This window comes from Devosia insulae DS-56, assembly GCF_000970465.2.
Lineage (GTDB): Bacteria > Pseudomonadota > Alphaproteobacteria > Rhizobiales > Devosiaceae > Devosia_A > Devosia_A insulae.
This window is the reverse complement of sequence record NZ_LAJE02000378.1, coordinates 1-18,397: the sequence shown is the minus strand read 5'-3', so window position 1 is coordinate 18,397 and position 18,397 is coordinate 1. Positions and strand designations below refer to the sequence as shown.

Annotated in this window: 19 protein-coding genes and 1 pseudogene; 9 read left to right on the top strand and 11 right to left on the bottom strand. The window is 64.8% G+C overall.

Features of this window, described 5'->3' with window-relative positions; translation table 11 throughout:
* Window positions 1-23 precede the first annotated feature (23 nt).
* The 10 genes and pseudogenes from VW23_RS25450 to VW23_RS29860 all read right to left on the bottom strand — a co-directional run.
* Window positions 24-743: an ABC transporter ATP-binding protein gene (locus VW23_RS25450; protein WP_069912279.1), complete on the bottom strand. Its 720-nt coding sequence runs from the start codon at window positions 741-743 to the stop codon at window positions 24-26.
* The gene (locus VW23_RS25445; protein WP_069912278.1) at window positions 743-1,588 is read right to left on the bottom strand and encodes an ABC transporter ATP-binding protein; all 846 of its coding nucleotides are present in this window, start codon (window positions 1,586-1,588) and stop codon (window positions 743-745) included. Before VW23_RS25445 ends, VW23_RS25450 begins: the two co-directional genes overlap by 1 nt.
* Window positions 1,585-2,487, bottom strand: coding sequence for an ABC transporter permease (locus VW23_RS25440; protein WP_069912277.1), 903 nt, complete (start codon window positions 2,485-2,487; stop codon window positions 1,585-1,587). The genes VW23_RS25445 and VW23_RS25440 overlap by 4 nt, the downstream gene beginning before the upstream one ends.
* Window positions 2,484-3,524, bottom strand: coding sequence for an ABC transporter permease (locus tag VW23_RS25435; protein ID WP_069912276.1), 1,041 nt, complete (start codon window positions 3,522-3,524; stop codon window positions 2,484-2,486). The genes VW23_RS25440 and VW23_RS25435 overlap by 4 nt, the downstream gene beginning before the upstream one ends.
* Before the next feature lie 233 nt (window positions 3,525-3,757).
* Window positions 3,758-5,368, bottom strand: coding sequence for an ABC transporter substrate-binding protein (locus VW23_RS25430; RefSeq protein ID WP_084646483.1), 1,611 nt, complete (start codon window positions 5,366-5,368; stop codon window positions 3,758-3,760).
* Between the two features lie 62 nt (window positions 5,369-5,430).
* On the bottom strand, window positions 5,431-5,925 hold the full coding sequence (locus VW23_RS25425) for a hypothetical protein (RefSeq protein ID WP_069912275.1): 495 nt from the start codon (window positions 5,923-5,925) through the stop codon (window positions 5,431-5,433).
* Window positions 5,922-6,530, bottom strand: a complete 609-nt coding sequence (locus VW23_RS25420) for a helix-turn-helix domain-containing protein (protein WP_084646482.1) — start codon at window positions 6,528-6,530, stop codon at window positions 5,922-5,924. The genes VW23_RS25425 and VW23_RS25420 overlap by 4 nt, the downstream gene beginning before the upstream one ends.
* Before the next feature lie 94 nt (window positions 6,531-6,624).
* Window positions 6,625-7,593 carry an NAD-dependent epimerase/dehydratase family protein gene (locus tag VW23_RS25415; protein ID WP_069912273.1) on the bottom strand — a complete coding sequence of 323 codons (969 nt, stop codon included), beginning with the start codon at window positions 7,591-7,593 and terminating at the stop codon, window positions 6,625-6,627.
* A 152-nt stretch (window positions 7,594-7,745) separates the two neighbouring features.
* The gene (locus tag VW23_RS25410) at window positions 7,746-8,768 is read right to left on the bottom strand and encodes an ROK family protein (protein WP_069912272.1); all 1,023 of its coding nucleotides are present in this window, start codon (window positions 8,766-8,768) and stop codon (window positions 7,746-7,748) included.
* A 3-nt stretch (window positions 8,769-8,771) separates the two neighbouring features.
* Window positions 8,772-8,879: pseudogene (locus VW23_RS29860) on the bottom strand (helix-turn-helix domain-containing protein); the annotation flags it as partial.
* A 232-nt stretch (window positions 8,880-9,111) separates the two neighbouring features.
* On the opposite strand from VW23_RS29860, the gene VW23_RS25405 reads away from it, so the two are divergent.
* The 8 genes from VW23_RS25405 (at window position 9,112) to VW23_RS25370 (ending at window position 17,410) form a co-directional block, all read left to right on the top strand.
* Window positions 9,112-10,386: an ABC transporter substrate-binding protein gene (locus VW23_RS25405; protein WP_084646481.1), complete on the top strand. Its 1,275-nt coding sequence runs from the start codon at window positions 9,112-9,114 to the stop codon at window positions 10,384-10,386.
* Window positions 10,387-10,461: 75 nt separating this feature from the next.
* Window positions 10,462-11,388, top strand: a complete 927-nt coding sequence (locus VW23_RS25400) for a carbohydrate ABC transporter permease (protein ID WP_141728498.1) — start codon at window positions 10,462-10,464, stop codon at window positions 11,386-11,388.
* Window positions 11,381-12,289, top strand: a complete 909-nt coding sequence (locus tag VW23_RS25395; protein WP_084646480.1) for a carbohydrate ABC transporter permease — start codon at window positions 11,381-11,383, stop codon at window positions 12,287-12,289. The genes VW23_RS25400 and VW23_RS25395 overlap by 8 nt, the downstream gene beginning before the upstream one ends.
* 1 nt (window position 12,290) lies before the next feature.
* Window positions 12,291-13,400, top strand: coding sequence for an ABC transporter ATP-binding protein (locus tag VW23_RS25390; protein ID WP_069912270.1), 1,110 nt, complete (start codon window positions 12,291-12,293; stop codon window positions 13,398-13,400).
* Between the two features lie 54 nt (window positions 13,401-13,454).
* Window positions 13,455-14,165, top strand: coding sequence for an SDR family NAD(P)-dependent oxidoreductase (locus VW23_RS25385; protein ID WP_244513735.1), 711 nt, complete (start codon window positions 13,455-13,457; stop codon window positions 14,163-14,165).
* Window positions 14,166-14,274: 109 nt separating this feature from the next.
* Window positions 14,275-15,258, top strand: coding sequence for a sugar phosphate isomerase/epimerase family protein (locus VW23_RS25380; RefSeq protein ID WP_069912293.1), 984 nt, complete (start codon window positions 14,275-14,277; stop codon window positions 15,256-15,258).
* Window positions 15,259-15,270: 12 nt separating this feature from the next.
* Window positions 15,271-16,083, top strand: coding sequence for an SDR family NAD(P)-dependent oxidoreductase (locus tag VW23_RS25375; RefSeq protein WP_141728497.1), 813 nt, complete (start codon window positions 15,271-15,273; stop codon window positions 16,081-16,083).
* 289 nt (window positions 16,084-16,372) lie between these two features.
* Window positions 16,373-17,410, top strand: a complete 1,038-nt coding sequence (locus tag VW23_RS25370; protein ID WP_176730488.1) for an MraY family glycosyltransferase — start codon at window positions 16,373-16,375, stop codon at window positions 17,408-17,410.
* Here VW23_RS25370 and VW23_RS29170 read toward each other — a convergent pair.
* Window positions 17,372-17,530, bottom strand: coding sequence for a hypothetical protein (locus VW23_RS29170; RefSeq protein ID WP_156384551.1), 159 nt, complete (start codon window positions 17,528-17,530; stop codon window positions 17,372-17,374). The genes VW23_RS25370 and VW23_RS29170 overlap by 39 nt on opposite strands.
* 203 nt (window positions 17,531-17,733) lie before the next feature.
* Here VW23_RS29170 and VW23_RS25365 point away from each other — a divergent pair, with 203 nt between their 5' ends.
* Entirely contained in the window at window positions 17,734-18,273 is a 540-nt protein-coding gene (locus VW23_RS25365; protein ID WP_069912267.1) for a CAP domain-containing protein, read from the top strand.
* The last annotated feature ends 124 nt before the right edge of the window (window positions 18,274-18,397 follow it).

Below are 18,397 nucleotides of genomic sequence, written 5' to 3'. Positions count from 1 at the left end.
GCACCAACAGTCCGGTGCGCGCCTCAAGCCGCCGCAATCAGCGCCTTGGTGTAGTCCTCGGCAATCGCCCCAGACCGCAGCTGCTCACGGGTCAGCGTTTCCACCGGCTGGGCGTTGCGCATCACCATCAACCGCTCGCACATGTAGCTGATCACTGCCAGGTCGTGGCTGACGATGACGAAGGTGAGGCCGAGCTCTTTGCGGAGCCGGTTGAGCAGGTTGAGGATTTCGGCCTGGATCGACACGTCGAGCGCCGAGGTCGGCTCGTCCAGCAGCAGCAGCTTCGGGCTGAGCGCCAGGGCGCGGGCGATGGCGACGCGCTGCCGCTGGCCGCCCGAGAGCTCATGCGGGAAGCGGAACTGGAACTTCGCGCCAAGCCCGATAAGCTCCAGCAGCTCCGCGGTGCGGCGCTCCGGGTTGGCGATGCCGTTGATCTTCATCGGCTCAGCGATCTGCTGGCCGATGACATAGCGCGGGTGCAACGAGGAGTAGGGGTCCTGGAACACCATCTGGACCATCTTGGCCAGCTGCTTCCGCGGGATCTTCCGCACGTCCTGCCCGTCGACGCTGATGCTGCCGTTCCAGGTGGCGTTGAGCCCCATGACGGTGCGGAGGATGGTGGATTTGCCCGAGCCGGATTCGCCGACCAGCCCGAAGCTTTCGCCCGGCTGCACAGCAAAGCTGGTGTCGCGCACCGCCAGCTTGCCGGAGAACTCGACGTTGAGGTTGCGGATCTCGAGCATCAGGCGGCTCCCGCCCAGCTGGCTTCGCGGTTGAGCACCGGCAGCGGCTCCAGCGAGCCATCGATCTGTGGCAGGCAGGACAAGAGCCCCCGCGTGTAGGGGTGCGTCGCCTCGTGCAGCCGGCTTGCTTCGATGCTCTCGACGATCCGGCCGGCATACATGACGATCACCCGATCACAGAACTTCGACACCAGGTTGAGGTCGTGGCTGATGAAGATCAGCCCCATGCCGCGCCGCGTCACCAGTTCGTCGAGGATCGACAGCACCTGGGTGCGCACCGTCACGTCGAGCGCCGAGGTGGGCTCGTCCGCAATCAGCAGGTCCGGTTCGCGCACCACCATCATGCCGATCATCACCCGCTGCCCCATGCCGCCGGAGAGTTCGTGCGGATAGAGGCCAAACACCCGTTCCGGCTCGCGGATATGCACCGCCTCGAGAATGCCCAGCGCCTTCTTCTTCGCGTCGCCGCCCGAGATCCGCCGGTCGCCGATGCGGATCGCTTCGACGATCTGCTTGCCGACGGTCATCACGGGGTTCAGCGAGAATTTCGGGTCCTGCAGGATCATCCCCATACGCCCGCCACGCAGCGAACGGCGCAGTTTTGGCGAGGCCGACTTGAGGTCGATGCCGTCGAACTGCATCCTGTCGACGCTGATCCGCGCATAGGGCGGCAGCACGCCGAGCAGGGCGCGGCCGGTGAGGCTCTTGCCCGAGCCGCTTTCGCCGACAATGCCGAGCTTCTCGCGGCCCAGCTGCAGCGATACGCCACGCACCGCGTCGTTGTAGCCGCCATCGTCGTTGCGGAAGGCGACATGCAGGTTTTCGATCTGGACGAGGTCGCTCATTTGCGCTGCCTCAGGTGCGGATCGAGCAGGTCGCGCAAGGCGTCACCCAGGAGGTTAAAGCCGAGTGACACGGTGAAGATCGCGATGCCGGGCACCGTCGCCACCCACCATTGGTCGAAGATGAACTTGCGGCCGGTGGAAATCATGGCGCCCCACTCGGGCAGCGGCGGTTGTGCCCCGAGCCCGATGAAGCCGAGGCCGGCAGCGGTGAGGATGATGCCCGCCATGTCGAAGGTCATGCGCACGATCACGGAGCTCAGGCACATCGGGATGACGTGGAACACGATGATGCGGAACTCGCTGGCCCCGGCCAGCCGCACTGCGTTGACATAATCCGAGTTGCGCACGATCAGCGCCTCGGCGCGCGCCAGGCGCGCATAGGGCGGCCAGGCGGTGAGCGTGATGGCGAGCGCCGCGTTGGTGATGCCGGGCCCGAGCGCCGCAACGAAGGCCAGCGCCAGCAGCAGCTTGGGAATGGCGAGGAACACGTCGGTGATGCGCATGAAGACGACGTCGACCCAGCCGCCCACCGTGCCGGAGACCGCACCGATGATCAGCCCGATCGGCGCCGAGGTGACGATCACCAGCCCGACGATCAGCAGCGTCAGTTGCGAGCCGTAGAGAATGCGCGAGTAGATGTCGCGGCCAAGCTCATCGGCGCCCAGCCAATAGGTGGCGCTCGGCGCCGCGAGGCGGTCGGTCAGGCTCGGCAGATACGGGTCGTGCGTTGCGAGGAGCGGCGCGAAGGCGGCGCAGAACAGCAGCAGAACGACGATGACCAGTCCGACCACGCCCAGCGGGTTGCGCATGAAGCGGCGGGTGAAGACCTTGAACTCGGCCCAGCGGGCGGCGCGCACCGCGCGCTTCGGATCGACGACGAGATCGGGGGTGACGCTCATTTGGCGAACTCCCGTGAGCGCGGATCGAGTGCCCGGTACAGCACGTCGCTCAGCATGTTGAGAAGGATGAACACCATCCCGACCAAGAGCGTGCCACCCAGCACGGCGTTCATGTCGGCGGCGAACAGCGACGAATAGATGTAGTTGCCGATGCCGGGCCACGAGAAGATCGTCTCGATCAGCACCGAGCCCTCGAGCAGCCCGCCATAGCTCAGCGCGATGACAGTGACGAGCGGGATCGCCGCGTTGCGCAGCGCATGTCCGGCCACGGCGCGAAACTCGCTGGCGCCCTTCAGCCGGGCAGTCAGCACATACTCGCGGCTCAACTGGTCGAGCATCACCGAGCGCGTCATGCGCGAGATGTAGGCGAGGCTGTAATAGCCGAGCAGCAGCGCCGGCAGGATCATGTGGCTGATGGCGTTGAAGAAGATCTCCCACTCACCGGCGATAGCGCTGTCGATCAGGATCGAGCCGGTGATGCGGTCGACCACGCCGACAAAGAACACATCGAGCTGGCCCGGGCCCGAGACCCAGCCGAGCAGGTAGTAAAAGACGAACAGGCCGACGAGGCCGAGCCAGAACACCGGCACCGAATAGCCGACGAGGCCGACGACGCGCAGCAGGTGGTCGGGCCACTTCTCATGCCAATAGGCCGAAGCAACGCCCATCGGGACGCCCAGCACGACGCCGATGATCAGCCCGATGGTGGAAAGCTCGAGCGTCGCGGGGAAGAAATTCAAGAGGTCGGTCAGAACCGGCCGGGAGGTCGAGAACGAGGTCCCGAAGTCGCCGCGCAGGAGCTTCCCGAGATATTCGATGAATTGTTGCCAGATCGGCTTGTCGAGCCCGAGCTCGAGATAAACCTTCTGGTACACCTCCGGCGTCGCCTTCTCGCCCACGATCGACAGCACCGGATCGATCGGCAGCACGCGACCGATGAAGAAGGTGAGGGCAGCGAGGCCAACGAGCGTGATCGCCACGGTGATCAGCCACGAGCCGATATCGATGAACAGGCGGAGGGGTTTGGATGCGCTCAAGCGATGCAGGCCTTTGACTTCATTGTTTCGGGCGTCGCCTTCTCCCCTTGTGGGAGAAGGTGCCCGAAGGGCGGATGAGGGGTTGTCTCCGCGGACTGGTCGCCCGTCGCTTGCGCTCCAGGCTGCAACCCTTGGTTGCAGCCCCCTCATCCGGCGCTTCGCGCCACCTTCTCGGACAGGGGGAGAAGGCAAGAGGCGGTGAGGCCGGAGGGGTACCCCGGCCTCACGTCAGTTTATTCCTTGGTCACCGCGCCATAGCGGTCGTCGGAGAAGGTGATGCCGAGCACCACGCCCGTGACGTTCTTGCGCATGGCAACCTTGCGGCTGTCCTGGAACATGAACACGAATGGCGAGGTGTCGGTGTGCAGGCGCTGGGCCTCGTCGTAGAGCGCCTTGCGCTTTTCGACATCCTGCTCCTGCACGGCCTGGTTCACCAGCTCGGAAACCTTGCCCGAATCCCAGCCGAAGCGGTCGGCGAGGTTGCCCTTGGTGCCATCCGGATCGGTCGCATCGTGGTTGCCGAACGCCTTGGCGTTGGAATGCGGATCGGGATAGTCCGGGCCCCACAGGCCGAACCAGATGTCGAGATCGTGCGAGCGATAGCGGTCGAGCCACGGGCCGCCATCCACCACCTGCAGGTCGAGATCGACGCCGATCTGGCTGAGCGTGGCCTGCACGGCCTGTGCGTAGTCAGGGTAGGGCGGCACATTCCAGACCACGGTCGCGAGCTTGATCGGCGTTGCGACGCCGGACTCGGCGATCAGCGCCTTGGCCTTCTCGATATCGAGCGAGTAGGGGTTGTAGTTGATGCCGCCGCCCAGGAACCCGTCCGGGATCATGGTCTGGTGCACCTTGATGGTGCCCTTGCCGATGGTGTCGGCGATGCCCTGGTAATCGACACCATACTTGATGGCTTCGACGACCTTGGGGTTACTCAGCGCTGCATTACGCACGTTGAGGCCGAAATAGTACATCGTCGAGGAGACGCCCTCGAGGATCTGCACGTCGGGGTTGGCCGAGACCGCGCCGATATCGTCGGGCCCGAGCTTGTTGGCGATATCGATATCGCCCTTTTCGAGCGCCAGGCGCTGCGTCGCCGATTCCGGCATGTGCTGCAGGAACACGCGATCGACGCCCGGAGCGGTGCCCCAGTAGTTTTCGTTGCGGCTGAGCAGGATCGAAACCTTGGGGTCCCACTTGGTCAGCACATAGGGGCCCGAGCCGGCCGAGTTCTCGGACTTCAGCCAGGCGTTGCCGTAGTCGTTGCCGCCATCGGCGAGCTTGCCCTCATGCTGTTTGACGATGGTCGAGTCGACGATGCCGCCGGTGAACGACGACAGCACGTAGAGCACGAAGCTCGGCGCATATTTCTGGTCGACTTCGAACTGCAGGGTCGACGCGTCGAGCGCCTTCACCTTCGCTTCGACGTTCTCCTTGGTCAGGCCGAACTGGGCGAAGATGAAGCTGATGCGGCTGTCGATCAGGATGACGCGACGGATCGAATATTCGGCGTCGGCCGCCGTCACCGGATTGCCCGAAGCGAACTTGGCGTTCGGGTTCATCTTGAAGGTGAAGGTCTTGCCGTCTTCCGACACCGTCCAGCTTTCGGCGAGTACGCCGGTGATCTTGGTCGGGTCGGCCGGGTCGAAGCTGACCAGCGGCTGGTAGATCTGCTGGCTGGCGAGCACGCCACCGACTTCCGACACTTCGGCCGGATCGAGCGTGATGATGTCGTCGATCGCATCGGCGATGACGAGGGTATTCTTGGGCGTTTCGGCGATCGCTCCGGACGCGGTCATCACCGCGCCGACGGCAACCGCCATAAGCGTCTTGAACAAACGCATGACAGTCTCCCTGGTTGAAGGCGTTAGTCTCCGGCTGATGAGGCCGGTTGTCGTCGTAGGCGTCATCTCTCGCTAATTCCCTCGAAGCTGAAGGTCAGCGCAGCGATAGGTAGAAGGGTGTCGATCTGGGCCAGCACGGCCCGGGTGAAGATGCCGGCATCGCCGAGCAGCGCCACCACGCCGCGGGTTTCACCCGCAATCACGATCGGAAAGCACGAGCAGGCGCCATAGCCCATGGCGACGAGCCCGTCGGTCTCGGGCAGGAAGGCGGCCATGCCGGCGACGCTGTCGCCGATAACCGGCTTCTTCTCGCCGAGGATGGTGTTGTTCCACACGTCGTCGCCCACCGGGTCGACATTGCCGACCGGGAAATCGACCGGGTTGGACGTACCGATGCGGTGCGTCACCGACTTGTCCGGCGCCGTCGCGATGAAGGTTGCGGTGCGCACGCCCGGCACGGCGGTGAACAGCTCCGACAGCACGGCGAACAGCTGTGTCGGGCCGGCCGCCAAAGCGGTGCCGAGCTTCTGGGCGACGGTGGGGTCGAGCACGGTCATTCGGGGAACAGCTGCATGGTCCCGACCCAGAGCTCGAGCGCCGTGCCGATGCCGATATTGGTGCCGCGATGCGGCCGGCGGCTGTCGAAATGCAGCGTATCGCCAGGCCCGAGGCGGTACTCGACGCCGTCGACCTCGTAGAGCATCTCGCCCGAAACCAGATAGACGAAGTCCTCGCCCTCGTGGCTCATCATCTCCGAGGCATGGCCTGGCGGCACGTGCGACAGGCAGGCATTGAGCTTGGCGTCGGGAAAGCCGCGCTCGAGGAATTCATAAAAGCGCGAGGTGCCACCGACCTTGTAGGTCTGGCGCTGGCCGGAATGGCTGACCACGCTGTGCTGGCGTGCCGGGGCGGCGGACACGAACTGGTCCACCGTGCTTTCGAGCGCCTTCGCCACATTGTAGAGCGACGCCAGCGACGGCGTGGAGATGCCGCGCTCGATCTGCGAGATGAAGCCGACGGTCAGCGACGCCTCTTCGGCCACCTGCTGCTGCGTCTTGCCCAGTTCCTTGCGGCGGTCGCGCAGACGCTGCCCAAGGCTGGGGTCGATCGGGGTCGGTTGGTCGACCGGATCGGAACGCTTTTCAAATTTCAAGACTGGCACAGGCGCCCTCGCGATTTTAGTGACACTAAAGTAGCGCGCGCCCGAGTCAATCCCACCCCAGATTATGCCCCGGCTGATCCTCGTGTGGTGGAAGCTAGCCCTGGCTAAGCTCCCACTCGATGGTGCGGCGCAGCGCCTGCTCTTCGGGAACGATCTCAGTGTAGCCGAGTTCGGCGCGAATACGAGCGGAATCCAGCGTCAGCGGATAGCTGAGGTCGCTGCTGTCGGCACGGTCGGCGAGCACCCCGCCGGCCTCGGCATCGACCAGCACGATCTCGCTGTCGACCCCCATCAGCGTCAGCACGGTGCGGGCCCAGTCGGCCTGGGTGCGGACGAACGGCTGCGCCACGTTGTACACCCGGCCCTCGGCCTCGGGCAGGGTGGCCGCCAGCGCCAGCGCTTCGGCCACGTCGTCGATATAGGCGTAGGAGTTGAGCCAGCCCGCGCCGCGCCGGTCCAGCCGGAACGGTTCGCCCGCCTTGGCGCCCTTGATCGCCCAGGCGAAGCGATGCTGCTTGTCGTCCGGCCCGAAGATCATCGGCAGCCGCAGCACCGTCGCCTGCGGCGCGCCGGCCGCCATGGCGAACTCCTCGATCGGGATCTTGTCATATTCCTCGAACAGGTCGTCCTCGATCCCCTTGGGTCGGCGCTCGTTCTGCCGGTAGGGGTAGCGCAACGTCCGCAGCGGCGAATCCTCGGTGGCCGGATCCGGTCGGATCGCCGGGCTTTCCTTCTTCAGCAGTCCGCCATAGTTCGAATAGACGTCGGTGGAACTCACCAGCACATAGCGTGCCCCGGCCTTGCCCGCCGCCTCGATCACCGGCTGCGTGTTGCGCAGGCTGATGGTGAAAATATCGATGACGGCGGTGACGCCATTATCCTTCAGCAGCTTCGTCAGCGTCTCGCCGTCCATGCGATCGGCCTTCTCGAACCGCACGCCGTCGGGCAGCTTCACCTGGTGCTGGCCGCGCGCCACCACCAGCACGTCATGGCCACGTTCCCTGAGCCGTTTCGCCGTGGCGGTGCCGAGAAAGCCGGTCCCTCCGATGATTGCGATGGTCATGCCGCGACTCCTTTTTGCGAGAGAGGCGGGAGGGTGTTCGAGACGGTAGCGAGGAGCAAGGCGTAAGATTGCCGCGTTAGTTCACCAACCCTCTGCCCCCTCGGCGCTACCGCGTCTGCTAGGAGGGGAGGGGGCGGAAAGCCACGACAGCGTTAGTTCACCAGCCGTCCGTGGTGGCGCAGCACCAGCCCGACCGCCCCCATGCAGGCGCCGTTGTCGGAGAACTGGCTGGGACGGAGGATGGTACGGGCCAGGTCGGGAACGTCCCCATGCTTGACCAGCGTGAAGCGCTCGAAGCTCTCGGCCAGCGGTTTCATCAAGATGTCGCCGGCCATGGCCAGCCGGCCGCTCACCACCACCAGTGTCGGGTTGAACACCGAGCCGATCAACCCCAGGCCATGCCCGCCCGCTTCGCCGGTCCGGGCGATCAGCGCGCGGCACAAGGCATCGCCGCCGAGCGCCATCTCGACCACGTCGGTCAGCCGCAGGGCGCGCCCGAAATGCCGCTCGGCCTCGGCCATTGGCGCGCGAAAGCTGGCATAGACCTCGATACAGCCGCGGTTGCCGCAGCGGCAGGGCGGCCCCTGCGGGTCGATCACCACGTGACCGAATTCGCCGGCGCCGCCGGCAATGCCGCGCAGCACCCGGCCCCCGGCGACGATGGCGCCGCCGATGCCGAGATCCAGCGTATAGACCACGAAATCGTCGTGCCCTCGCGCCGCGCCCCAGGTCATCTCGGCAATGGCCGAGCAGTTGGATTCGTTGTCGCAGAAGATCGGCACGTCTGGGAAAATCGGCCCGAACAGCTCGCGCATATCGACACCGGCCCAGGTCGGCATGCCACCGGCCCGGAGCACCGTACCGGTCACCGGATTGACCGGCCCACCCACCGCGATACCGACGCCCAGCAGCCCGTTCTGCCGCTGCCACTGCCCCTCATAGGCTTCGGCGATCAGCCGCTGCACGTGCTGGATCGCGGTTTGCGGTGAATAGTCGATCTCAAGATTGATCGTCTTGTCCGACAGCACGGTATGCGCGACATCGGCGAGGATCACCTGGATCTCGGTCGAGCCGATCAGGATGCCGATGCAGGTGCCGGCCCGCGGGTTGAGCGTCAGCGCGGTCGCCGGCCGGCCGACGCCGCCGGCGGATTCGCTGCCGCTTTCCACAACCATTTGCGAGCGCCTGAGCTCGGTGAGGGCCGTTGACACCGTGGACTTGGCCAACCCCGTGAGCCTTGCGATCTGCGTTGCGCTCAGCGCGCCACGCTCGCTCAGGGCGCGCACGATCCGCCCCGACGGTGTGGCTAAAGCGCTGTCAGCAAGTAGAGATTTGAGCTCGATCCGGTTCACGCTCCTCCCTCCCCAAGCGCGTTGACAAGCCGAATAAGTTCACCATAGAACTAATACGACGGTGCGCAGGAGGATGTGCACCGCCGGGAGAAAAGCGCAAGTAGCCACAGGGGCCGGCAGGGAGAGCCGGAGTGGGGACGGGCGCTTTCAAGGGAGAGAGACAATTATGACCTTCACGACCAAGGTCGCGGCTGCCGCGACCACGATGCTTGCTGCCGCGCTGCTTTCGGGCACCGCGATGGCCGCCCCCAAAGTGCTGATGCTGCACCAGTGGGCATCCGGCAACGACGCTGCCTCCATTGCCAAGCTCGGTGAGATGTTCACCGCAGCCGGCGGCACCTGGGAGCAGACCGCCATTGCCGGTCACACCGCCAATACCTTGGCCAAGCTCCGCGCCGACGTCGTCGCCGGCAACGCACCCGCCGCGGTGCAGCTGAAGGGCCCGGAAATCGCCGAGTGGAACGCCACTGGCGGCACCGCCGACATGGACGAGCTGGCGACTGCCGAGGGCTGGGACAAGGTCGTCGCCCCCGAACTGCTGCCGGTGATGAAGCCGGAAGGCAAGTGGGTCGCGGCCCCGATGAACATCCACCGGATCAACTGGATCTGGGGCAACAAGGCCGCCATGGAAGCCTCGGGCGTCACCGAGCTGCCCAAGACCTGGGCCGACTTCAACGCTGCCTGCGACAAGGCCATTGCCGCCGGCAAGATCTGCCTCGCGCACCTCTCGGCTGACTGGTCCGACGCCACCGTGTTCGAGACCATCGTCTACGGTCAGGATCTCGAGCTCTACAAGAAGGCCTTTGTCGACGGCGACGTCGAAGCCCTCCGTTCGGAAGGCATGATCAAGGCGTTCGACCAGATGCGCCTGATGGTCACCAAGTACATGGATCCGGCGATCGCCGGCCGTGACTACGACACCGCCTCCAACATGATGGTCAACGGCGATGCGCTGTTCTTCATCATGGGCGATTGGGAACTGGGCGCGATCAAGTCGGTGGGCCACGAGCCCGGCGGCGACATCCTGTGCGGCCAGTCCCCGACCGACTGGGCCGGTGACGGCTTCATCCTGAACTCGGACTCGGTGGTGTTCTTCAAGCAGAACGACCCCGACTACCAGGAAGGCCAGAAGCTGCTCGCCAGCCTCATCCTGTCGCCTGACTTCCAGAAGGTCTTCAACATCACCAAGGGTTCGATCCCGGCACGTCTCGACGTCGATCTGGCTGATGGCTTCAACGTCTGCCAGCAGCAGAGCCAGGCGTCGCTGAAGGCCTCGATCGAAGGCGGCACGCTGGTCCGCTCGATGGCGCACAACATGACCGTGCTGCAGAAGTATCGCGGTGCCATGATGGACACGATCACCGAGTTCGTGAACACGCCTGAGATGACTGCGCAGGACGCGGCCAACATTATGGCCGACGCCGTCGAAGCTCAGATGTAATATACCTCCTGAGGGCGGCCGGTCGCGGGGCTCCCGCGGCCGGCTCCCTTGGTTGTCGTTTGGGAGGGAAGTCAGTTGGCTATTGCAGGTCAGTCCGTGTCGGCTGGCACGAGCACCTGGGACCGCATCAAGAAGTGGACCCCGGTATTCATCATCGCCCCGTCGATCCTTGCGTCGTTCATCTACGTGTTCGTTTTCGCGGGCTGGACGTTCTACATCTCGCTCAGCGACTCCACCCTGTTGCCGAGCTACGGGTTCAAGGGTTTCGAGAACTACGTCTCGCTCTGGACCAACCGGCGCTGGAGCGTCGCCTACAATAACCTGCTGTTCTTCTCGCTGTTCTACGTAACGCTGGCCATGGCCTTCGGCCTGATGCTGGCCATCCTGATCGACCAGCGGATCCGCGCCGAGTCGTTCTGGCGCACCATTTTCCTCTACCCGCTCGCCGTCAGCTTCATCGCCACCGGTACCGTGTGGCAGTGGCTCTACAACCCAGGCAGCGGCATCCAGTTCATGGTCAACGCGCTGGGCTGGACCGACTTCCAGTTCGCCCTCACCACCGACCGCAAGAACGCCATCTGGGCCATCATCATCACCGGCATCTGGGGTTCGGCCGGCTTCTCGATGGCGCTGTTCCTCGCCGGCCTCCGATCGGTCGACCCCGACATCATCAAGGCAGCACAGATCGACGGCGCCAGCTGGTTCCGTACCTACCGCAAGGTGATCCTGCCCTCGATCGGGCCGATCTTCATCGCCGTGGCAGTGGTGCTGCTGCAGTTCGCCATCAAGACCTTCGATCTCGCCGTGGCGCTGACCAATTCCGGCCCCGGCATCTCGACCACCTTCCCCGCCACCTACGTCTACGACTTCATGTTCCAGCGTGGTGAGATCGGGCAGGGCGCTGCCGCGGCCATGATGGTGCTGGCGGCTCTCGCCATCGTCCTCGTGCCGTACTCGCTCTATCTGGTGTGGCGCCGTCGCCGGGAGTCTCGCAATGGCTGATGCAGTCCTTGGTGCCACCGTCGTCGAAGACCGCGAGGCCGCTGTTGCCAGCCGCCGCCGCCTGATCTCGCGCATCGTGATCTATGGCCTGCTTGGCCTGATCTCGGTCGTCTACATCGTGCCGCTGCTGGTGGTGGTGCTCAACTCGTTCCGTACCAATGCCGAAATCGGCGCCATGGGCCTGATCTCGCTGCCGCAGAGCTTCCGCCTCGATGCCTGGCCGCAGGCCTGGAGCGATTTCTGTATCGGCGGCCAGTGCAATGGCGTCGCCCGCTACTTCTGGAACTCGGTGGCCATGGTGGTCCCGGCGACCATCATCTCGACCGCGCTCGGCGCCATCAACGGCTACATCCTCAGTAAGTGGAAGTTCCCGGGCTCCGAGATCGTCTTCGGCTGCATGCTGCTGGGTGTGTTCATGCCCGGTCAGATCGCGCTGCTGCCCTGGGCGTTCCTCCTCGGCAAGCTCGGGCTGGCGAACTCCGTCTATGGCCTCGTCCTGGTGCACTGTATCCAGGGCCTGAGCTTCACCACCCTGTTCTTCCGCAACTACTACGTCTCCATTCCCGACGATCTGCTGAAGGCTGCCCGTATCGATGGTGCCGGCTTCTGGCGCATCTTCTGGAAGATCATGATCCCGCTCTCGCCGCCGATCATCATCGTCACGGTGATCTGGCAGTTCACCGGCATCTGGAACGAGTACCTGTTCGGCGTGGTGCTGAACTCGGGCAGCAACCAGCCCATCACCTCGGCGCTGGTCGCCCTGTCGATGAGCGGCACCACGGTGCGCACCTACGACGTCATGAGCGCGGCGGTGCTGATCGGCGCCCTGCCTCCACTCCTCGTCTACTTCTTCGGCGGCAAATACTTCGTCCGCGGCCTTACCCAGGGAGCAATCAAGTAAAATGGCATCCTTGACCATCAGGAACCTGCGTAAGAGCTTCGGCGTCGTCGAAGTGCTGAAAGGTGTCGACCTCGAGGCCAATACCGGCGAGTTCATTGCGCTCGTCGGCCCCTCGGGCTGTGGCAAATCTACTCTGCTCGCCATGATCGCCGGTCTCGAGACCGTCACTTCGGGCGAGATCTATATCGGCGATCGGCTGGTGAACTCGGTGCAGCCCAAGGACCGCGACATCGCCATGGTGTTCCAGTCCTACGCGCTCTACCCGACCATGTCGGTCAAGGAGAACATGGCCTTCGGCATGGAAAGCCGGGGCGTGCCCAAGGCTGAGCAGGAAAAGACCATCGCTCGCGTCGCCGCGTTGCTGCAGATCGAGCCGTTCCTGAAGCGCAAGCCCGGCCAGCTCTCGGGCGGCCAGCGCCAGCGCGTCGCCATGGGTCGCGCCCTGGTGCGTGACCCGGCGCTGTTCCTGTTCGACGAGCCGCTGTCTAACCTCGATGCCAAGCTGCGCGTCGACATGCGCACCGAGATCAAGAAGCTGCATCAGCGCATCGGCAAGACCACTATCTACGTCACCCACGACCAGGTCGAAGCCATGACGCTCGCCTCGCGCATCGCCGTGATGCACCAGGGCGAAGTGCAGCAGTTCGCCGATCCCGATACCGTCTACAACCGCCCGGCCAATACCTTCGTTGCCGGCTTCATGGGCTCGCCCTCGATGAACTTCATCGATGCCGAAATCACCTCGACCGGCGGCGGGGCCCCGGCGGTCAACTTCCCGCTCTCGGGCGGTGGCGTCGCCAGCCTGCCGCTCCACAACGGTGTGGCTGACCGGGCGCAGAGTAAGAAGGTGATCCTTGGCATCCGCCCCGAGCATCTGAGCCGGCAGTCCGCCAGCAATAGCGGCAAGCAGGGTTTTGCCACCATGTCGGCACTCGTCGAAGTGGTCGAGCCGACCGGCGCCGAGACCATGGCGGTGCTGAAGTTCGGCGACCGCGAGGTGGTCGGGAGGTTCTCGCCGGACGAGGCGCCCAAGACCGGTGAAAACATGCCGCTCGCCGTCGACATGACTCGTGCCTGCCTGTTCGATCCGGCGACGACACGACTGATCTAGAGGTCCGAGGAAATTACCGAGTTCGCCAACTATCCCAGCCTCGCCGGCCGGGTCGTGTTCGTCACCGGTGGCGCCAGCGGCATCGGCGCCGATGTCGTTCGGGCCTTCGCGCGCTGTGGCGCCAAGGTCGCCTTCGTCGATATCCTCGAGGCCGAAGGCAGGGAGCTGGTCGCTGAGACCGGCGCCACGTTCCTCGTCTGCGATATCACCGACATCACGGGCCTCCGCGCCGCGATCGATGTGGTGAAGAGCCGCCTCGGCCCCATCGGCGTCCTCGTCAACAACGCGGCGAACGACGATCGCCACGCCATCGACGACGTCACCGAGGAGTATTGGGACCGCTCGACCGACATCAACCTGAAGCCGCAATTCTTCGCGGCGCAGGCGGTGCGCTCGCACATGCAGGAACTGGGTGGCGGCTCGATCATCAACTTCTCGTCGATCGCCTGGCGCGGCGGCGCCGACAACATGCCGGTCTACGCCACCGCCAAGGCCGCCGTGCTCGGCCTCACCCGCGCGCTCGGCCGCGGCTTCGGCAAGGACAACATCCGCGTCAACGCCATCGAGCCGGGCGCCGTGATCACCGAGCGGCAGAAGCGGCTGTGGTTCCCCACCCAGGAATCGATCGACGCGGTGGTCTCACGCCAGGCGCTCAAGCACGTGCTGCTCGGCGACGAGATCGCTCGCATGGTGCTGTTCCTCGCCTCCGACGACAGCCGCATGATCACCAAGCAATCCATCACCGTGGACGGGGGATTGCGCTAATACCAATTGCTAGGAACGGCCCCTTCCCAACCTCCCCATAATGGGGAGACGCCGCGCCCGGTTCCTGGAATCGGCGCACCAGCCAGGCTTTCGCACCAACGGTAATCCGATGAAACTCACGACCGGCCTCAACCCCTATGGCCTCACCTATTATCTCGGCCTGCAGGGCTCCGGCACGCCGCGCCACAACCCCAACGGGGTCGGCCTCGAGGGCTTCATCAAGCTGACCGAGGAACTGGGCGGCAAGGCGATTGAGCTCTGGGAGGGCTGGCTGAAGGACAAGTCCGACGCGGAGCTCGCGGCCCTGAAGCAGCGCCTCGATGTCCTGGGCTGGAAGCGCATCGTCAGTTCCGGCCTGCAGCACGGCGATATGGACATGCTGATCCGTGCCGCCACCGCGCTCGATGCCAAATATATCCGCGTTGCGCTGACCCCGATCCTCTGCGGCGACCGTGCCGCAGCCGGCCAGAAGTGGCACGATCTCGTCGCTTCGGTGCACGAGAAACTCCAGGCCGCGGTGCCCAAGCTGACCGCCGCCGGCGTAGTGCTGCTGATCGAGAACCACCAGGATTTCACTTCGCGCGAGCTGGTCAATTTCTGCGACGAATACGGGCCCAACGTCCGCATCGTCTTCGACATGGCCAACACCTTCCCGGTGGCCGAGTCGCCGCTCGATTTCACCCGGGTGATTGCGCCCTATGTGCGCCACTGCCACGTCAAGGACTACCGGGCGGTGATCGAGCCCGATGGCTTCCGCCTGGTGCGCTGCCCCTCGGGTGATGGCTGCGTGCCGCACAAGCAGATGTTCGACATCCTCGCCGAGCACAATGACGAGATGCTCGCCTGTATCGAGATCGGCGCGCTCGACGACCGGCACGTCAAGCTCTTTACCCCCGAGTGGTGGCACGGCTACGCCCCCAAACAGGCCGAAGACCTCGCCGCCTGCCTCCTCGCCGTGCAGAAGAACCGCTTCGAAGCGGGCGAGGAATGGCGCACCCCGTGGCAGCGCAATGCCGACCACGAACTGATCGATTACGAGCTTGGGCAGTACCGCAAGAGTGCCGCGAACCTCAAAGCTCTTGGACTTATGTGATTGGAGGCCGTTGTGGCAGGAAAAGATCTCTCGGGAAAAATCGCTTTCGTAACCGGCTCGGGCCGCGGCCTCGGCAGTGTCATGGCGCGGAAGCTCGCGGCGCGCGGCGCCGATGTGGTGGTGCATGACCTGACCTGGGACGCTGCCGCCAAATACGGCGAGGCGGATAACCTTGGCGCGATGATCAAGACCATCGAGGGGCTAGGTGTCCGCTCGATGGGCGTCACCGGCAATATCGGCGACCGTGATGCGGTCAACACTATGCGCAAGGAGATCGAGGAGAAGTTCGGCCCGGTCGAAATCCTCGTCAACTGCGCCGGCGGCGATATCGGCGCGGCGGGTGGCAAGCCGGTGCCCAACAACATCCTTGGCATCACCTATGACGACCTGATCACGCTCACCAACAACAACCTGATCGGCACCATGCTGGTGACCCAGGCGTTCGTGCCGCAGATGGTCGAGCGCCAGCACGGCATTGTCGTCAACATCGCCTCGGTCGCTGCCCATATTGGGGTGAGCGGGGGCGGTATCTACGCGACGCTGAAGGCCGCCGTGACCCACTATACCCGCTGCCTCGCCGACGAAGTCCGCGAGCATGGCGTGCGGGTCAACGTGGTGAGCCCGGGACCGTCGAAGACTGCGCGCTTCCAGGCTACCCGCACGGTCGACCCGGACAAGATGAACTCCAACAAGGTCTCGATGGACCGCTACGCCGAACCCGAGGAAATCGCCGACGCGGTGGTGTTCCTCTGCTCGCCGGAAGCCAAGTTCATCCACGGCCAGCTGCTCCGCGTCGATGGCGGACTGCAGCTTTACGCCGGCTGACTGGCGTCGACTGATAGAGACGGCCCCCTCCTTAGCCATTCGAGCGTAGCTCTCATGGCCTTCTCCCCTCAAATCGCTCCACTGGAGCGATTTGCCCTTCGGGACGGCTCGAAGTCCCCCATGAAGGGGGAGGTGCCCCGCCGGTGCGTTTGGCACGATCCCGCCACAGCCTCGACTCTTCACCTCCCCCTTTATGGGGGAGGCCGGGAGGGGGCCGTCTGCTGGCGTTGAGCCTTGTCGCCGTCCATCACCGAAGCTAACGCTAGGGCTCCCACCACCCGGAGCGCCCATGCCCACTCTCGGCCTTGCCATTGCTGCCACCGCGGCGCTCGTCTCGTTTCTCACTGCGTGGATCATCATGCGCCGGGCCGGCAAGCTCGGGCTGATGCAGCAGCCCAATGGCCGCTCTTCGCACGTCGTCCCCACCCCGGGCGGCGGCGGTGTCGGTATCGTCGCCGGCGGCTCGATCGCCGGGCTGCTGATGGCGCTGCTGTTGCCCTGGCTGGGCGTGCCGGTGATCATGGCCGGCATCCTCCTCGCCTTCATCGGCTATGCCGACGACAAGCGCCCGATCGCCGCGCGCTGGCGGCTCGGCGCGCAGGTGCTGTTGATGGGCGCCATTGTCGCGGTGCTGCCGATCGACCAGCTCGGTCTGCCGGTGCCGGAATCCGTGCTGCTGCTGATCCTCACCCTCAGCGGCGCGCTGTGGATCAACCTGTTCAATTTCATGGACGGCATCGATGGCCTCGCGGCGTCGGAGGCGATTTTCCTTCTCGTCGGCGCGGCGCTGCTCGCCTGGCTGTTCGAGCCCGGTATCGTCGATGATCCCAGGCTCTGGTGGATGCTCGGGCTTGCCGCCGCCTGCCTCGGCTTCCTGTTGCTCAACTGGCCGCCGGCAAAGATCTTCATGGGCGATGCCGGCAGCACTTATCTCGGGCTGATGCTGGCCTTCTTCGCTTTCACCACCATGCTCAGCTTCTGGCTCAGCCTCTGGCAGTGGCTGATCCTCAGTGGTCTGTTCCTCGCCGACAGCCTCACGACCCTCGTTCGCCGTATGCTGCGCCGCGAGCGCTTCTGGGAAGGCCACAAGCGTCACGCCTATCAGGCGCTGCAACGCCGCTTCGGCTCGCACTTAACGGCGACGCTGCTCTATGTCGGCATCAATGTGATTGTGCTGCTGCCGCTCGCGTGGCTGGCAGGCGCCCATCGTGATTGGGGTCTGGCGATTGCCGCGCTGACCTATGTCGCGCTGGTGGCCGCGGCTATCTGGGCCGGGGCAGGGGCGCCGTTAGAGGAGCAGGCTGAGGAAGAAGGCGCCGGCGCCTAGGATCGTCAGCGATGCGGCGCTGGCCGCGAACAGCATGTTGCGGGCGAAATCAGTGTGTCGCGCCAGCTCGTGCCGGGTCATGGCGCGGACGTCGAAATGTTCGAATTCCTGGTCGAGCATGATGCGAGCCCCCTGAGCTGCAGGCAAAGGGTGCGCGCATGTCTTCGGGTCAGCCAGCGCTTTGCAAAATCATGCTTAATTAGAGTCAAATGCCTTGTAGTTCGCTCCGGCTCGCGCAACCGTGTGATCAAGGGCAGTCAAACGCCATTTCAACGCCACGATTGGCGCGCTTCTGCCGCCGCCTCGCACTGGAACACTCGCCTATGACGCTTCTGCGCAGCGGTCTTCTTCTCCTCGCCACCCTTTCATTGCTCGCCGCCTGCACCTCGGTGGTCCCGCCGGCGAAGCCCCCGGGCAGCACCGCCAGCGTCGCGCCGATCCAGTTGACCCAGGGTGGCATCATGGCGGCGATCAACGGCACCCGCGCCGCCGCCGGCAAGCCGCCGCTGCGCTACAACATCCAGCTCGAGAACGCCGCTCGCTCGCAGGCCAACCTGATGGCCGCCAAGGATACGCTGTCGCACGATCTCGGCGTCACCCTGCGCCAGCGCGTCACCACGGCTGGCTATGATGGCGCCGTGGGTGAGAACGTCGCCGGCGGCCAGTCGACCCTCGACCAGGCGATCAACGGCTGGCTAGGCTCGCCCGCGCATCGCGATACGCTGCTCTCCACCAAGTTCCAGGAATTCGGCCTGGCGGTAGCCACCGTGCCGGCCAACCGGACCAGCAAGTATCGGACGTACTGGGCGTTCATCGCGTGTGGGCCGTTCGAGGCCTGGCCCCTGTCTCTTATACACCTCTGACGCTGCAGACGAGCCAGCTCATGTCAAATCCGGTGTTCCCAGTCTCCTTCAGACAACACACCCACAGTCATGCCCCTGAACGCTTACCCGCCACGTATTAATGCAGCTAGCTGTCCAGAGATGC

Excerpts from the sequence above, each read along its gene's own strand:
- VW23_RS25450 (WP_069912279.1), bottom strand. The coding sequence starts at position 743 with ATGCTCGAGATCCGCAACCTCAACGTCGAGTTCTCCGGCAAGCTGGCG.
- VW23_RS25445 (WP_069912278.1), bottom strand. The coding sequence starts at position 1,588 with ATGAGCGACCTCGTCCAGATCGAAAACCTGCATGTCGCCTTCCGCAAC.
- VW23_RS25410 (WP_069912272.1), bottom strand. The coding sequence starts at position 8,768 with ATGGTTGTGGAAAGCGGCAGCGAATCCGCCGGCGGCGTCGGCCGGCCG.
- VW23_RS25425 (WP_069912275.1), bottom strand. The coding sequence starts at position 5,925 with ATGACCGTGCTCGACCCCACCGTCGCCCAGAAGCTCGGCACCGCTTTG.
- VW23_RS25430 (WP_084646483.1), bottom strand. The coding sequence starts at position 5,368 with ATGCGTTTGTTCAAGACGCTTATGGCGGTTGCCGTCGGCGCGGTGATG.
- VW23_RS25380 (WP_069912293.1), top strand. The coding sequence starts at position 14,275 with ATGAAACTCACGACCGGCCTCAACCCCTATGGCCTCACCTATTATCTC.
- VW23_RS25395 (WP_084646480.1), top strand. The coding sequence starts at position 11,381 with ATGGCTGATGCAGTCCTTGGTGCCACCGTCGTCGAAGACCGCGAGGCC.
- VW23_RS25415 (WP_069912273.1), bottom strand. The coding sequence starts at position 7,593 with ATGACCATCGCAATCATCGGAGGGACCGGCTTTCTCGGCACCGCCACG.
- VW23_RS25390 (WP_069912270.1), top strand. The coding sequence starts at position 12,291 with ATGGCATCCTTGACCATCAGGAACCTGCGTAAGAGCTTCGGCGTCGTC.
- VW23_RS25405 (WP_084646481.1), top strand. The coding sequence starts at position 9,112 with ATGACCTTCACGACCAAGGTCGCGGCTGCCGCGACCACGATGCTTGCT.
- VW23_RS25370 (WP_176730488.1), top strand. The coding sequence starts at position 16,373 with ATGCCCACTCTCGGCCTTGCCATTGCTGCCACCGCGGCGCTCGTCTCG.
- VW23_RS25440 (WP_069912277.1), bottom strand. The coding sequence starts at position 2,487 with ATGAGCGTCACCCCCGATCTCGTCGTCGATCCGAAGCGCGCGGTGCGC.
- VW23_RS29170 (WP_156384551.1), bottom strand. The coding sequence starts at position 17,530 with ATGCTCGACCAGGAATTCGAACATTTCGACGTCCGCGCCATGACCCGG.
- VW23_RS25365 (WP_069912267.1), top strand. The coding sequence starts at position 17,734 with ATGACGCTTCTGCGCAGCGGTCTTCTTCTCCTCGCCACCCTTTCATTG.